This window comes from Microlunatus soli (assembly GCF_900105385.1).
GTDB lineage: Bacteria > Actinomycetota > Actinomycetes > Propionibacteriales > Propionibacteriaceae > Microlunatus > Microlunatus soli.
Genome location: NZ_LT629772.1, coordinates 6,330,554 through 6,345,338, shown reverse-complemented (window position 1 = coordinate 6,345,338; position 14,785 = coordinate 6,330,554). Strand labels below are relative to the sequence as shown.

Sequence of the window (14,785 nt, the reverse complement as noted above, 5' to 3'; positions counted from 1 at the left end):
AGTGCTGGACGGGTCCTTTCTGACCCGGTCACCCCACCGACGAAGGCAGGTTCCCGAGATCGACATCGCCGTCAGACTTTTCTTCGTCGGTCTGGCTCCGACGGCGATCGAAGCCGAGCGTGGCGCAGATCAGCGCGCCGAACCCCCACAGCGCGACGACCGCAAACGCCGTGTGAAAGCCGGTCAGGCCGTGCCCGGACACCAGCACCGCCGTCACCGCTGCGACGCCGGCCGCCCCACCGATCTCCCGTACCGTCTCGAGCAGGCCCGACGCCAATCCTGCATCCGCGTGCGTGACACCGGCCAGGGCACCGATCTGCAACGACGGGCCACAGAGCCCGAAGCCGACGCCCGCCAGCAGGAATGCCGGCAGCAGTCCGCCGAGATAGCCCGAATCGGCCGAGATCCGCGTCAGCCACAGCGCTGCGAGAGCGAGCAATGCCAAGCCGACCAGCAGCAGCCGCCGCACCCGCACCCGTGCGGCCAGCCTGCCACCGGCCATCGCCACCGGCAGGATCGTGGCCGTGGTCGCCAGCCAGCACAGTCCGGTTCGCGTCGGCCCGTAGCCGAGGCCCTGCTGCATCAACAGCGAGCCGACGAAGATGAACGACAGGAACGCCGAGTTGGTGAGGAATGCGGTGATGTTGGCCGCGACGAACCGACGGTTGCCGATCACCCATCGGGGCACCAGCGGCGCAGGTGACCGGGCTTCGATCCGGACGAAGGCCACCAATAACGCCACGGCTGCGGCGAAGAACACCAGGGACGTTGCGGAGAACCGGCCGTCGGTCGCCGCCCGCTGCAGCGCGTAGACCAGTAGCAACAGGCCACCGGTCACGGTCGTCGCGCCGCGAAGATCGAGCCTCGTCCGGGTCGCGTCCGGCCGCGTTCCGGCCAGCAGCAGAACGGCGAGGCCGAGCAACACCACGCCGACCGGGACGTTGATCAGAAAGGCCCACCGCCATCCGGGACCGGCGGCGAGCAGGCCGCTGGCCACCACACCCATCGAGCCCGAGATGCCGCCGACAGCTCCGAAGATGCCGAGCACGCGATTGCGTTCGGCTCCCTCGGCGAAGGTCACAGCCAGCAGCGAGAGCGCTGCCGGCGTGATCAACGCCGCGCCGAGCCCCTGAACGGCGCGGGCGACGATCAGTTGCTCGGCCGCGGCCGACCAGCCCGCCACCAACGAGGCGACGGTGAACACGGCCAGACCGGCGACCAGGATCCGGCGGTGGCCGAACCGATCGGTCATCCGGCCACCGAGCAACAGGAAACCGCCGAGCAGCAGCCCGTACGAGACCACGACCCACTGCAGCATCGCCTCGGACATGCCGAGATCGCGTTGGATCGACGGCAACGCCACGTTCACGATCGCCATGTCGACGCCGACCATCGCCTGCGCCGCACAGGCCAGCACCAACACGAGTCGGCGTCTGATCCGCCGGGTACGGGTGTTGGGGCCCCGCCGTTCATTGATGATCTGCCGGTCGTTGATGATTTCGGGGCACATCGGAGATCCCTCCGTCTGGTGGGTGGTTTCGTCCCACCGACGAAGACCGTCCCAGCAGATCGACAACCGGCTCAGAGTCGATCGAGACGACCGGTCAGGTAGCGGCGCTCGGCATCGCTCGGGGCCAGTTCGAGAGCGTCCCGGTAGGCGGCCCGTGCCTCATCGGTCCGGCCGGCGCGGCGGAGCAGATCGGCCCGGGTTGCGGGCAACAGGTGATAGCCGGTGAGCCGACCCGACGCCTCGAGGTCGGCCACCAGTGCCAGACCGGCCGACAGCCCGTCGACCATCGCGACCGCGACGGCACGATTCAGCTCGACGACCGGCGAGGAGGTCAGGGCGACCAGTTCGGTGTACAACGCGACGATCTGCAGCCAGTCGGTGTGCTCGATGTCCGGCGCCGTCGCATGGCACGCCGCGATCGCCGCCTGGACCTGATACGGCCCGCGGCGGTCGAGCTCGAGTGCCTGGTCCAGGATCATGATCCCTTCGCCGATCATGGCCGTGTCCCAACGCGTACGATCCTGATCCTCCAAGGTGACCAGCACACCGTCCCGGGTCCGCGTCGGCCGTCGGGATTCGGACAACAACATCAAGGCGAGCAACCCTCGCGGCTCGGGTTCGTCCGGCATCAGACCGGCCAGCACCCGGACCAGGTGGATGGCCTCGGCGGTCAGATCACGCCTGCCGTCGACCTCGTCGTAGCCCTGGTTGAAGATCAGATACAGAACGCCGAGGACGGACGCCAGGCGTTCAGGGAGCAGCTCCGGCGGCGGCACCCGATACGGGATGCCGGCTTCGGTGATCTTGCGTTTGGCACGGACGATCCGCTGCGCCATGGTCGATTCCGCGGTGAGGAACGCCTTGGCGATCTCGACCGTGCTCAACCCGGCGAGGGTTCGCAGGGTGAGCGCGACCCTGGCCTCGAACGGCAGCGCCGGGTGGCAACAGGTGAAGATCAACTCCAGTCGTTCGTCGGGAATCTCCTCCAACGTCGGCTGGTCATCGGACCGGTCCCGGGCCAGTACGGCCAGCTGACGGAGCTTGGCCCGACCGGATTGGTCCCGGCGGAGCCGATCGGTCGCCCGATTCCGGGCCGTCGTGGTCAGCCAAGCGCCCGGACGCCGCGGCACACCGTCCCGCCGCCAGGCGACCAGGGCACTGGCGAACGCTTCCTGGGCGCAGTCCTCGGCCAGGTCCCAATCCCGGGTCAGCCCGATCACGGTGGCGACCACCTGTCCCCACTCGTCGCGGTAGGCGGCGGCGACCGCATCCCGGACGGCTTCGTCGTCCGACCCGCCGGGCGGCGTCATTCCCAGACCGGGCGGATCTCGACACTCCCCCGCCGCGCGTACGGATGACCCGACGCGATCGCGATCGCCTCGTCGAGATCGGCGCAGTCGATGCCGACGATGCCGCCGACGAAGTCCTTCGTCTCGGCGAACGGGCCGTCGGAGATCAACGTCTCGCCCTGCCTGCTGCGGACCGTGGTCGCGTCCGCGGATGAACGCAGCCGGGCTCCGAACAGTTCGACGCCCCGCCGCTCCAGATCCGCCGCCCACGCCTGATGCACCGGATCGACCGCCAGGTCCTCGTTGCTCGGCGGGTCCTGCTCGTCGTCGCACATCAGCAGTACGTACTTCATGGTTCAGAGTCTGGCACGGTTCGGAGAACCTCTACAGGACAAAGGATCCCGGGCGCCGTGGCGAGCCGAGAATCCGCGGTCACCAACGGGACAAGGACAGGCCGATGTGGCCGGCTCACGCTCCGACATAGGACGCCAGATGCTCACCGGTCAGAGTGGACCGGTCGGAGATCAGATCGGCCGGGGTGCCTTCGAAGACGATTCGGCCACCGTCATGACCGGCGCCGGGACCGAGATCGATGATCCAGTCGGCGTGTGCCATCACGGCCTGATGGTGCTCGATCACGATCACCGACTTGCCGGTGTCGACCAGCCGGTCCAGCAGGCCGAGGAGCTGTTCGACGTCGGCCAGGTGCAGCCCGGTCGTGGGCTCGTCCAGGACGTAGACGCCGCCCTTGTCGCCCATTTGGGTCGCCAGCTTGATCCGCTGCCGTTCGCCGCCGGACAGCGTGGTCAGCGGCTGGCCGAGGGTGAGATAGCCGAGGCCGACGTCGGCCATCCGTTCCAGGATCCGGTGCGCCGCAGGGACCTTGGAATCGCCGTCGGCGAAGAACTCCAGTGCCTGCGTGACCGACATCGCCAGCACCTCGCTGATGTCCTTGTCGGCCAGGTGGTATTCCAGCACCGACGCCCCGAACCGCTTGCCCTCGCACTCCTCGCAGGTGGTGGCGACCCCGGCCATCATCGCCAGATCGGTGTAGATCACCCCGGCGCCGTTGCAGGTCGGGCAGGCACCTTCGGAGTTGGCGCTGAACAGGGCGGGCTTGACACCGTTGGCCTTGGCGAACGCCTTCCGGATCGGATCCAACAGACCGGTGTACGTCGCCGGATTGCTACGTCGCGACCCCCGGATCGCGCTCTGGTCGACCGTCACCACGCCGTCCCGTCCGGACACCGAGCCGTTGATCAACGAACTCTTCCCCGACCCGGCGACACCGGTCACCACCACCAGCACGCCGAGCGGGATGTCGACGTCGACGCCGGTCAGGTTGTGGGTGTCGGCACCGCGCACCTCGAGCGCACCGTCCGCGGTCCGCACCGACGCCTTCAGCGACGCACGATCATCCAGGTGCCGGCCGGTCAGTGTTTCACTGGTCCGAAGATCATCGACGCTGCCTTCGAACACCACCTCGCCACCGCCGGAGCCCGCTCCGGGACCGAGGTCGACCACCCGATCGGCGATCGCGATCGCCTCCGGCTTGTGCTCCACCATCAGCACCGTGTTGCCCTTGTCGCGCAGCCGGAGCAACAGGTTGTTCATCCGTTGGATGTCGTGGGGGTGCAGGCCGATCGTCGGTTCGTCGAAGACGTAGGTGACATCGGTCAGCGACGAACCGAGGTGCCTGATCATCTTGGTGCGTTGGGCCTCACCGCCGGACAGCGTGCCGGCCGGGCGGTCCAGGGAGAGGTAACCCAGGCCGATCTCGGTGAAGGAGTCCAGTGTCTCGCGCAATGAGGTCAGCAGCGGCGCCACCGACGGGTCGTCCAGCTCGCGGACCCAGGCAGCAAGATCGCTGATCTGCATCGCGCACGCGTCGGCGATGTTGATGCCGTTGATCTTGGACGACCGCGCAGCCTCGCTCAGCCGGGTGCCGCCGCAGTCGGGGCAGGTGTCGAAGGTGATCGCCCGGTCGACGAACGCGCGGATGTGCGGCTGCATCGCGTCCCGGTCCTTGGACAGCATCGACTTGGTGATCTTGGGGATCAGACCCTCGTAAGTGACGTTGATGCCCTCGACCTTGATCCGGGTCGGCTCCTTGTAGAGCAACGCATCCTTCTCCCGCTTGGAGAACTTGCCGATCGGCTTGTCCGGGTCGAAGAAGCCACAGCCCCGGAAGATCCGTCCGTACCAGCCGTCCATGCTGTAGCCGGGGATGGTCAACGCACCGTCGTTCAGGGACAGGGTGTCGTCGTACAGCGCGGACAGATCGAAGTCGCTGACCGAGCCCCGCCCCTCGCAGCGCGGACACATGCCGCCGACGATGGCGAAGTCGCGTCGTTCCTTGATCGACTGCCCGCCGCGTTCGATGGTGACAGCACCGGCACCGCTGATCGAGGCGACGTTGAACGAGAATGCCTGGGCCGATCCGATATGCGGCTCGCCGAGCCTGCTGAACAGGATCCGCAGCATCGCGCCGGTATCGGTGGCGGTGCCGACCGTCGACCGCGGATCGGCGCCCATCCGTTCCTGATCCACGATGATCGCCGTCGTCAGACCGTCCAGCACGTCGACATCGGGACGGTCCTGGCGCGGCATGAAGCCCTGGACGAACGCGCTGTAGGTCTCGTTGATCATCCGCTGCGACTCCGCGGCGATGGTGCCGAACACCAACGAACTCTTGCCCGACCCGGACACACCGGTGAACGCGGTCAGCCGCCGCTTGGGGATCTCCACGCTGATGTCCTTGAGGTTGTTCACCCGGGCGCCGTGCACCCGGATCAGGTCGTGGCTGTCGGCCTGGTGAACGGTGGACGTCGAGGTCTTCTTGGCGGCATCGGTCATCGGTGTCTCCAGGTCGCATCAGGTCGGTACGGGGTCAATTCAGGTCGGGCAGGTCGTGATCATTTGTGTCGGTGGTGATCATTCGGGTCCGAGCCCGGCGCCGTCGGGCTCAGGCATTCGCGAGGGTCTCGGCAACCTTAGCTTCACTCCCGGTCGGGTCCGTGTGTCGTTGCGCTGCAGTCGGTCCCGCAACCGACGGATCCGGACCAACTCGGCCAGCCGCTGCTGCTCCGCCGTCGTCACCACGGGCGCCACGGCTGCGGGGTCAAACCCCTTCAGGCACATCGGAATCAGCCGGCCTGTTTGAGCCGGACCAGATTTCCCGCCGGGTCCCGGAAGGCGCAGTCCCGCACTCCGTACGGCTGGTCGGTCGGTTCCTGCACCACCTCGGCGTCGGCCGCCTGGATCCTGTCGAAGTCGGCGTCGACGTCCTTGCTGGCCAACAGGATCCAGCCGTAGGTCCCCTTGGCCATCATCTCGGCGATCGTGCGCCGCTCGTCCTCGGTGATGCCGGGGTCGGCGTTCGCCGGTGAGAGCAGGATCGAGGTGTCGGGCTGACCGACGGGCCCGACCACGATCCACCGCATGGTGCCCTGGCCGACGTCGCTGCGGACCTCGAAGCCGAGCACGTCACGCCAGAAGGTCAGCGACTCCTCGGGATCGACATGCGGCAGGACGGTGGTGTCGATAGTGATCTGCAGAGGGCGGTTGTCCATGGGTTCACGGTAGTGGCGGCAGCAGTGCCGGTGCTTCTCGATTCCTGACCGGTCTGGTGACCTTCTTCGCCTCACACGCCGGCAGACCTTCGGCCACGTCACCGGCCTGTCGCTGGTACACGCTCGGCGGCATCCCGACCAGCTCGGCGAACCGGGTGCTGAACGTCCCCAACGACGAACAGCCGACGGCGAAGCAGACGTCGGTGACACTGAGGTCCCCCTGGCGCAGCAGGGCCATCGCCCGCTCGATCCTGCGCGTCATCAGATAGCTGTACGGCGACTCCCCGTACGCGCGCCGGAACTCACGGCTGAGATGGCCGGCCGACAGGTTCACCCCACGGGCCAGCGCCTCCACATCCAGCGGCTGGGCGTATTCACGATCGATCCGATCCCGCACCCGACGCAGCAGTGCCAGATCACGGAGCCGCTGTTGATCGGATGAATTCGGCACACCAGTGATCGTGCCACGTGATCGCGGCCTTTCCCAGTAGCGAATCGATCCGGCGGCGGACAGCCGAGCCGACAGCCGACGCCGGACCGCGATACTCTGACCGACCGGGCGTGCCGGCCGGACTTCATCGGCGCCGGACGTCTGCTGCCGAGGAGTTGATCAATGGCGTCGACCGCCGCACCGCCGACCCGGACCGAACGTCTGGACCGGCTGCCCTTCACCGGAGCGCACCGCCGTCTGGTCGGCGGCGCAGGGATCGGCTGGGCCCTGGACGCGATGGACGTCGGCATCGTGTCGTTCGTCCTGGCCGCGCTGGCCAAGCAATGGGCACTGGGCACCGGGCAACTGTCCTGGCTCGCCTCGATCGGCTTCGTCGGGATGGCGCTGGGCGCCGCCTTCGGCGGCCTGCTCGCAGACCGGTTCGGACGACGGTCGGTGTTCGCCCTCACCCTGCTGGTGTACGGCGTCGCCACCGGCGCCTCCGCGTTGGCCGGTGGGATCGCGGTGCTGTTGGTGCTGCGCTTCATCGTCGGCCTCGGACTCGGTGCCGAGCTACCGGTCGCCTCCACCCTGGTCAGCGAGTACGCACCCGCTCGGATCCGTGGTCGGGTGATCGTCATCCTCGAGTCGTTCTGGGCAGTCGGCTGGATCGCAGCCGCGCTGATCGGCTATCTCGTGGTCCCTCAGTCCGCCGACGGGTGGCGGTGGGCGTTCGCCGTCGGGTTGTTGCCCGCGATCTACGCACTGTTCGTCCGTCGCGGCCTGCCCGAGTCGGTGCGTTTCCTGGAACGCCGCAACCGGCACGCCGAAGCCGAAGAGGCGGTCCGCCGCTTCGAACGCTCCGCCGGCGTCGACGACAGCACCACAGACGACCGCGAACAACCACCGGCAGCGGTCCGCGCCGACCCGCGGGTGCCGATCAAGGCACTGTGGACGGCCGGACTCCGGCGCCGGACGATCGCGTTGTGGCTGACCTGGTTCGGGGTCAATTTCGCCTACTACGGTGCGTTCACCTGGATCCCGACACTGCTGGTCGCCGGCGGCTTCCCGATGGTGAAGTCCTTCCAGTACACCTTGATCATCACGTTGGCCCAACTGCCCGGCTACGCCGCCGCGGCCTATCTGATCGAAAAGTGGGGACGGCGGCCGGTGTTGATCACCTTCCTGGCCGGTTCGGCACTGTCCGCGGTCGCCTTCGGGCTGAGCGACCAGCCGGCGTTGATCCTGGCCAGCGGGATCGCCCTGTCCTTCTTCAATCTCGGCGCCTGGGGAGCGTTGTACGCCGTCACCCCGGAGAGCTATCCGACGGCGCTGCGGGCGACCGGTGCCGGCAGCGCCACCGCCTTCGGGCGGATCGCATCCATCCTGGCCCCGTTGCTGGTGCTGCCGCTGCACGACGTCATCGGCACGCCCGGCGTCTTCGGGATCTTCGCCGTCGCGTTCGCGGTCGCGATGGCCGGCGCGGCACTGCTCACCGAGTTGAAGGGGCGCCGACTGGAAGACTGACCGTGCGGCAAGTATCGACCGTGGCCATCGATCGGGAGGAGATGACGACCGCGATCACTCTGGACGCGGCCGGGTTGGACCGGATCGGCGGCAGCCTGGACAGCGGGGCCGCGGTGGTGCTCCCGATGCCCCTGCCCCTGCCGTACGTCGTTGCCGGCCGGGACGCCGGCGCGGTCAACCGTGCCAAGGGTCGCCCCGCCGATCAGCCCTGCGGCGTTGCCGTCGCCGACTTCGACAGAGTGACGCCGTTCCTCCGGCTCGACCAGGAGTCGCTCGCGTTCGCGCACTGGCTGATGACCGACCAACTGATCAACCTGCTGCTCCCGGTCGGCGACGATCCGCCCGACTGGATGGCACCCTCGATCTCGGCCGGACGCTTCGCGATCATGCTCGGCTGGCTGCCGGCGATACGACGGCTGCTCGATGATCGTGATCACCTTTACGTCAGCAGTGCCAACCTGACCGGCGGTTCCGTCGCTGTCACCGCCGCGGCCGCCGAGCAGACTCTCGGCGCAGACACTCCGGTGTTGGACGGCGACCGGCTGCGGCAGCCTCGAGGAGAGTCGGGATCGGCGGCCATTCTCAGTGTCGAATCCGACGGCGCCGTGCAACTCGTCCGCTCCGGCATCCAGACCGTCGGCCGTGATGATCACCGGATCTTCCTGGACGAGCTGCGGCAGGCCTGGAGTGATCGGCCGCATCCTCCGCAGAACACCCGCGGGTGACCCTCGGCAGCGGTATACTTTCTCTCGTCAGCCTTCCCGAGCGGGGAGGCTTTTTTATGTCCATCGTCGAAAACCCGCCCAGCACCAAGAACCCCACGACGACGCACCCCGCACCGCGAGTCCGCGGTGTCCTCTACCACTCCGCAGTCGGCACCGATCACGGCGACGACGTGCTGCCACTGAACCTGATGCGCGACCGCTACCCCGATCTGTACGGCCGGCACCGCAGCCGCTACGACGGCAGAGAGTGGGTGCTCGAGCAACCCGTGCCGCCGTTGGACTGCACCTGGGGCGACGTCGTGTTCTTCTCCCCCGTCGACTCGCAGTTGATCTTCGAAGCGCTCGCCGAGTCCGGACGTCCCGTCACCCCGGTCGCCTTCCCGACCCTCGATGCCGGCGTCCTCGACCCGGCCCGGACCTGCGTCCGGCTGATGCGCAAGTCGGCGACCGGACCCGAGGCCGAACCGGCTGATGCCGACGACTTCCTGCCCTACACGACGGGGACACTCCGGGCGGTCTCACGGGTCAGCTGGGCTGCGATCCAACGGCTTCGCACCCTCCCCGCGGACGAACCGTGGCTGCCGTGGGTGGACGTCCCGCACGTCCTGCATCGCGGCCCGGTCCCGATCCGTCATCTCCGCACGCCGAAAGCTCAGCGGTGACGGTGCGTCACCCGGCGCGATCGGGACGCCAAACAACGCCGGAGGGATTGCTCGGTCCTCGGTCGCCGAGGGTCAGGTGGTGATCGTGGTCAGCGCCGATGCCACGGCATCGGCTGCGTCGCTGGTGTCCACCAGGTGCCGATCACCGTCGCGTTCGACGTCCCAGACAACCCACTCCCCTGCCGTCACCTGATCCCAGGTCGGCACCCGTTGCCCGGGCATGTCGGGACGCCGTTCGGTGACCCGCCGGCGATGTTCCGCGGTGTCGGAGAGGTGGGTTTCGAAGATGATCAACTGCGCGCCGGCCGCCGCTGCCGTATCCATCCAGCCCTGCCGGGACTCCGGGACCGGGCAGACGGCATCGACGACCACATCGTGGCCGAGTTCGAGGTTGGACGCCGCCAGCCGGTGCGCCACCACGTAACCGGCCGGACCGACGTCACCGACGTCACCGACGTCCATCGGTCCGAGATCTCCGATCCCGAAGTCGGCGAGCGCGACCTGCAGTGCTGTCTCGACGGCATCGATCCGCAGGTAGCAGGCGACCAGTTCGGCTGCCAGCGCCTTGCTGAGCGTCGTCTTGCCGGTGCCCGGCCGCCCGGTGACCACGATCAGCCGTGGAAGCGACGTCGGTGCCGTCGACTGCGCGGCGAAGTTCATCGACCGACCGCATCGTGACGAACGAACTCGAACAACCGTCGGTCCGGCTGATAGGGCATGACCGGTCCGGTCCACCGATGGGTACCCACCCGGAAGCTCTCCTGCTGAGGGCGGACGAACGCCAGTTCCTGATAACCGGCGGCGACGAACGCCGCGCGAACCCGTTCACTCGGATCGTCGCCCGCTGGTCGGTCATCGGAGTCCGGCTGATGTCCGCGAGTCCAGATCACCGGTGCGCCGGACATCAGCAGCATCGGCAGATCCTCGATCAACGCGACCAGGTCGTCGGCACCGATGTTGCCGAGAACGCCGCACAGCAGGCAGACGTCGGCCGGGAGGTGATCGGCGTAGGACGTGGTCAGACCGGCATCGGCCGTGCGCACCGTCACCGCATCGACACCGTTCGCGGCTGCACGGTCAGCCGCGGCTCGGCTCAGCTCGGGGTCGAGCTCCACCAACAACACGTCGACCGGCACCGGTTCCTCGGCCAGCACCCCGAGCACGTCCCTACCGTCGCCGGCGCACACGCTGATCAGTCGCAACCGACGATCGGACGGCTGTTCGACGACCCGCAACGCCATCCGGAGTTGATCTTGAACGACGGTCAGTCGTCTGGACAACGACGAGTCGGGGTCGTCGTAGCCGCGGTGCCACTCCCGCCAGAACGTCGAAGACACCTCAGTAGCTTGTCCGGACCTGCTGTCCAGGTCAAGAGATCACCGCCCGGTCGTCGGGTCTCGGCCGATGACCCGGCCTACGCTGCCGGTATGCCCGATGGTGATCACCAGCAGTTCAGTCATCAACCGCCCGACTACAGCTGCCCGTTCTGTGCCCTGATCGCCGGTAGGTCCGACCCGGTGAACAGCCAACAGGACGTCGTCGCCCGGACAGATCGGGCACTGGCCTTCGTGTCGCCCCGCTGGTGGCCGAACAATCACGGCCATGTCCTGGTGGTGCCGACCACCCACCACGAAAACCTGTACGCACTCCCTCCGGCCGACGGACATGCCGTCCATGATCTTGTCCGCGAGGTCGCTGTCGCGATGCGGCACAGCTACGGGTGCGACGGGGTATCGACCCGGCAGCACAACGAGCCGGCTGGAAACCAGGATGTCTGGCATCTGCACGTGCACGTGTTCCCGCGCTATGCCGATGATCATCTCTACCGCAATGCCCCGCTACCGGGCTTCGTATCGGCCGAGCAACGACGCCCGTACGCCGAACGGCTGCGAGCTGCCCTCGCGACCGCCTGACAGTCCGAGGCCCGCTTCTCAGTCGCGGATCGGACCGCCCGCCAGCTGATCGGCCAGGGTCTGCAGCTTTCCCAGTGCCAGATGGGTTGCCGTACCGTCATCGGCGGTGAACCATTCCAGTTCCCCGAGACAGCCCAGCCGGGCGAACGGCAGCAACAGTTCCTGATCTTCATCGGGCAGCGGTCCACCGGCCTGCCGGTAGAGCTGCCACGCGGCGGCCGGATCGACCGCGGGATCGGCGTAGGCCAGTCCGGCGACCTCGCTGATCAGGGGCTCGACCCGGCAGTCGTCGGCGTCGATGATGCCGACCAGCCGATGATCACGGTAGAGCTGATTGCGGACGTTGAGGTCGGCGTGCACGGGCGCGCGACGGTCCAGCCGTCCCTGTCCGTGCCACCGCTCCAGCTGTACGGTCAGTTCGTCAACGGCCCGGTCGACCACGGTCGCCGGTGTCAGGACCTCCGGCCCGGTCCCGTACCTGTCCAGCACCGCAGACCGCACGGCGTGCCAGCGTGCACCGACCGGCGACCGGTGGTCGTTTCCGACCGGGGCGGCGCCGACTCCGAGCAGCGGAAAGCCTGGCCGCTGTCCGAGGTCAAGCTCCAGGGCGATCCGATGCATCGCGGCCAGCACCGGTGCGAGCTCGACGGTCCGCCGCGGTGCGGGCACCTGGGCCCCGGAAATCCCTTCCCGATAAGGGAACACGGTCAGCAGATGCCCGTCGATGCTCGGGCCGGGCGGTCTCTCGGCCAGCACGATCTGATCGATCTCAGCGGCCCACGCCGAGGTCAAGGTGTACTCGTAGGCAACCTGTTCGACGGTGCGCTCGGCACGTCCGACCCGGAGTACCCGATCATGATCATCACACCGCAGCCGCCAGTTCTGATTGAGGAATCCGCCGGACAACAGCTGCGCATCCGACGCGTCGATCCTCAGCTGTTGCCGGCAGACCGGCAGCACGGCGTCGCGGTGCAACCACAGCGGCTGCCAGCCCCACTCGGCGCCGTCGTAGAAGGCGCTCCCGTCGTCGGAGAGGTCACCGCGCACCGGGCACCGCGTCGATCCGGTCTGGCTGTTGATCGTGTTCACGACGCCAATGCGCCCTTTCCCCGCGTGGTCCGCAACAGATACTCCTTGCGGTCCAACGGATTGCGGTCGGTCCGCCGCCGCTGCGGTCGACGACCGGTGACCGGCTGGTAGCGATCGAAGGCCGCCTCCAGCACGCCCTCGCCGCGGGTCAGTCCGGGCAGCTGTTGTTCCAGCGCGTGGATCTCGGCCGCCGGGATGTCCCCCTCGATCACCGTGGTCGCGGCTCCGACGGCCGGGCTGCCCGGCACCGCCCTGCGTTCGGCGAGCACCGGATAGAGCGCGGCGAGCAGGTCGGTGGGGAATTCCAGCTCGAAGCGATGGATCGGCTCCAGGACGTCGGTGCCGGCATCGCGGAGGGCGGCCATCAGCACCAGCGGTGTCAGCTCGCGGAAGTCGCTGCCGGTGCTCGACATCGCCTTGTTGAAGGACTGATGCATGTGGCTCTGTCGTGGAGCGTAGCCGGTGTGGGTCAAGGTGATCACCGCATCGATCAGCCGCCAGCCGTACAGGGATTGTCCTGCGGTCAGCCGGACGGTGTCCTCGATCGCGGAGAAGAAGGCGATCGGCATCGTCCCGTGCACCGAGGTCGCCGTCTCCCACCTGATCCCGGTGCCGATCGGGCCGGGCTCCACCCGTAGTCCGACGGTGGCCAGGAACGGATTGCCCGGGTCCCGGATCCGCTCGACCGCGGTCCCGATGCCGAGCGGACGTTCGACACAGATCGTCGAGGTCTCCGAGAAGGTGACCGGAACGCCGAAGTCGGTGTCCAAGGTCGCGCCGATGACCTCCTTCTGCACCTCCCCGTACAGCGAAACCGACAGTTCGGAGCGTAGGTCGTCCTGCCGTACGTTGATCAACGGATCCTGTTCGGCGAGCCGGTCCAAGGCGGTGCGCAACCGGCCGCGGTCTGCCGGGTCGACGGGATCGACGACGGTCTCCAGGCTGGGCGGAGTGAAGTAGTGATCACGATGCCGACCGTGGGACCGATCCTGAGGTCGCCCGATCCGATCGCCGATCCGCACCTGTGGCAGTCCCCACAGCTTGCCGATTCTGCCGGCTTCGATCCGCTCGGAGCGCTGCTCGCCGCCACGGTCGAAGACGCTGATCGCGGTGATCTTGGCCGGGTCGGCACTGCTGCCGTCGCGATGGCTGACGTCCGGGGCGTCCCGGACAGCCAAGGAGCCCGATGCCAACTGCAGGTAGGCGATCTTCTCCCCTGCCGGTCCGCGGTCGACCTTGAACACCGTGCCGGACGGCTCCGCTGACGCGCGCCCGTCGACCGACGGCAACAGGGATCCGATCCCGGCCATCAGCTCACCGACTCCGGCCCCGGTGATGGCCGAGCCGAAGAACACCGGGTGCAGGTCGGCCCGCGCGGTCTGCTCGATCAGTGCGCTGCGAAGTGCCTCGACGGGCAGCCCGTCGGCCTCCAGATAACGGGTCAGCAGCCGGTCGTCGGCGACCGTGAGCCGATCGGCCAGCCGGTCGGCGAAGGTGGGATCGTCGTAGGAATTGCTGATCGAACGAGCCGTTCGGCTCCCGGCGTCGGCGACCGTCCCCATCCCGACGACGGCGATGTCCAGCCGTCGGGCGATCTCGTCCAGCAGTTCATCGGCGCGGGCACCGGACCTGTCGATCTTGTTGACGAAGATCAACATCGGGATCCGCAGCCGACGCAGGGCTCGGGTCAGGATCCGGGTCTGTGCCTGCACCCCTTCGACCGCGGACACGACGAGCACGACGCCGTCGAGCACGTTCAGGACACGCTCGACCTCGGCGATGAAGTCCGGGTGGCCGGGGGTATCGATCAGATTGACCGTGATCGGATCCTCGGTCCGGAGCGGCCCGGGGCTGCCGGCTGCCGGGCGGTGGATCACAAAGGAGGTGACGGCGGATTTGATCGTGATCCCGCGCTGTCGTTCCAGGGCGAGTGAGTCGGTCTGGGTGTCACCGTGATCGACCCGGCCGATGTGGTCGATGACACCGGCGGTGTGCAGCAGCCGCTCGGTCAGGCTGGTCTTACCGGCGTCGACGTGGGCAAGAATTCCCAAATTGAGCGTTGACAACG

General features: G+C 67.9%; 14 protein-coding genes. 4 read left to right on the top strand and 10 right to left on the bottom strand.

All coding sequences use genetic code 11. The features are described 5' to 3' along the window. Positions 1–28: 28 nt before the first annotated feature. The 6 genes from BLU38_RS29040 to BLU38_RS29015 form a co-directional block, all read right to left on the bottom strand. Positions 29–1,510 (bottom strand): MFS transporter, encoded by a 1,482-nt coding sequence (locus BLU38_RS29040; protein WP_197679916.1) that lies wholly within the window; start codon positions 1,508–1,510, stop codon positions 29–31. 71 nt (positions 1,511–1,581) lie between these two features. Next, entirely contained in the window at positions 1,582–2,820 is a 1,239-nt protein-coding gene (locus tag BLU38_RS29035) for an RNA polymerase sigma factor (protein ID WP_091530603.1), read from the bottom strand. Further along, the gene (locus BLU38_RS29030) at positions 2,817–3,152 is read right to left on the bottom strand and encodes a YciI family protein (protein WP_091530600.1); all 336 of its coding nucleotides are present in this window, start codon (positions 3,150–3,152) and stop codon (positions 2,817–2,819) included. Before BLU38_RS29030 ends, BLU38_RS29035 begins: the two co-directional genes overlap by 4 nt. Before the next feature lie 115 nt (positions 3,153–3,267). Beyond that, entirely contained in the window at positions 3,268–5,655 is a 2,388-nt protein-coding gene (locus BLU38_RS29025) for an ATP-binding cassette domain-containing protein (RefSeq protein WP_091530597.1), read from the bottom strand. A gap of 290 nt (positions 5,656–5,945) precedes the next feature. Further along, positions 5,946–6,371 carry a VOC family protein gene (locus tag BLU38_RS29020; protein WP_231920086.1) on the bottom strand — a complete coding sequence of 142 codons (426 nt, stop codon included), beginning with the start codon at positions 6,369–6,371 and terminating at the stop codon, positions 5,946–5,948. A 4-nt stretch (positions 6,372–6,375) separates the two neighbouring features. Further along, the gene (locus tag BLU38_RS29015) at positions 6,376–6,822 is read right to left on the bottom strand and encodes a helix-turn-helix transcriptional regulator (RefSeq protein ID WP_231920085.1); all 447 of its coding nucleotides are present in this window, start codon (positions 6,820–6,822) and stop codon (positions 6,376–6,378) included. A 162-nt stretch (positions 6,823–6,984) separates the two neighbouring features. Between BLU38_RS29015 and BLU38_RS29010 the strand changes: the two genes are divergently transcribed. Genes BLU38_RS29010 through BLU38_RS29000 form a run of 3 tightly spaced genes read left to right on the top strand, consistent with a single transcriptional unit; the run spans position 6,985 to position 9,715 of the window. Then, positions 6,985–8,328 carry an MFS transporter gene (locus BLU38_RS29010; protein WP_091530590.1) on the top strand — a complete coding sequence of 448 codons (1,344 nt, stop codon included), beginning with the start codon at positions 6,985–6,987 and terminating at the stop codon, positions 8,326–8,328. Positions 8,329–8,348: 20 nt separating this feature from the next. Next, on the top strand, positions 8,349–9,053 hold the full coding sequence (locus BLU38_RS29005; RefSeq protein ID WP_091530586.1) for a Sua5/YciO/YrdC/YwlC family protein: 705 nt from the start codon (positions 8,349–8,351) through the stop codon (positions 9,051–9,053). 56 nt (positions 9,054–9,109) lie between these two features. Beyond that, positions 9,110–9,715, top strand: coding sequence for a hypothetical protein (locus BLU38_RS29000; protein WP_091530583.1), 606 nt, complete (start codon positions 9,110–9,112; stop codon positions 9,713–9,715). Between the two features lie 72 nt (positions 9,716–9,787). Here BLU38_RS29000 and BLU38_RS28995 read toward each other — a convergent pair whose 3' ends face one another. Together BLU38_RS28995 and BLU38_RS28990 are read right to left on the bottom strand one after the other, a co-directional pair. Next, complete coding sequence (locus tag BLU38_RS28995; protein WP_091530579.1) at positions 9,788–10,375, bottom strand: AAA family ATPase; 588 nt, start codon at positions 10,373–10,375, stop codon at positions 9,788–9,790. Further along, the gene (locus BLU38_RS28990; RefSeq protein ID WP_091530575.1) at positions 10,372–11,052 is read right to left on the bottom strand and encodes a hypothetical protein; all 681 of its coding nucleotides are present in this window, start codon (positions 11,050–11,052) and stop codon (positions 10,372–10,374) included. Before BLU38_RS28990 ends, BLU38_RS28995 begins: the two co-directional genes overlap by 4 nt. Positions 11,053–11,142: 90 nt before the next feature. Between BLU38_RS28990 and BLU38_RS28985 the strand changes: the two genes are divergently transcribed. Continuing rightward, on the top strand, positions 11,143–11,628 hold the full coding sequence (locus tag BLU38_RS28985) for an HIT family protein (protein ID WP_091530572.1): 486 nt from the start codon (positions 11,143–11,145) through the stop codon (positions 11,626–11,628). A gap of 18 nt (positions 11,629–11,646) precedes the next feature. Here the strand turns inward: BLU38_RS28985 and BLU38_RS28980 are convergent, their stop codons facing one another. Both BLU38_RS28980 and BLU38_RS28975 read right to left on the bottom strand, forming a co-directional pair. Next, positions 11,647–12,717 (bottom strand): phosphotransferase enzyme family protein, encoded by a 1,071-nt coding sequence (locus tag BLU38_RS28980; RefSeq protein WP_091530568.1) that lies wholly within the window; start codon positions 12,715–12,717, stop codon positions 11,647–11,649. Further along, entirely contained in the window at positions 12,714–14,783 is a 2,070-nt protein-coding gene (locus BLU38_RS28975; RefSeq protein WP_091530565.1) for an elongation factor G, read from the bottom strand. Before BLU38_RS28975 ends, BLU38_RS28980 begins: the two co-directional genes overlap by 4 nt. Between the last annotated feature and the right edge of the window lie 2 nt (positions 14,784–14,785).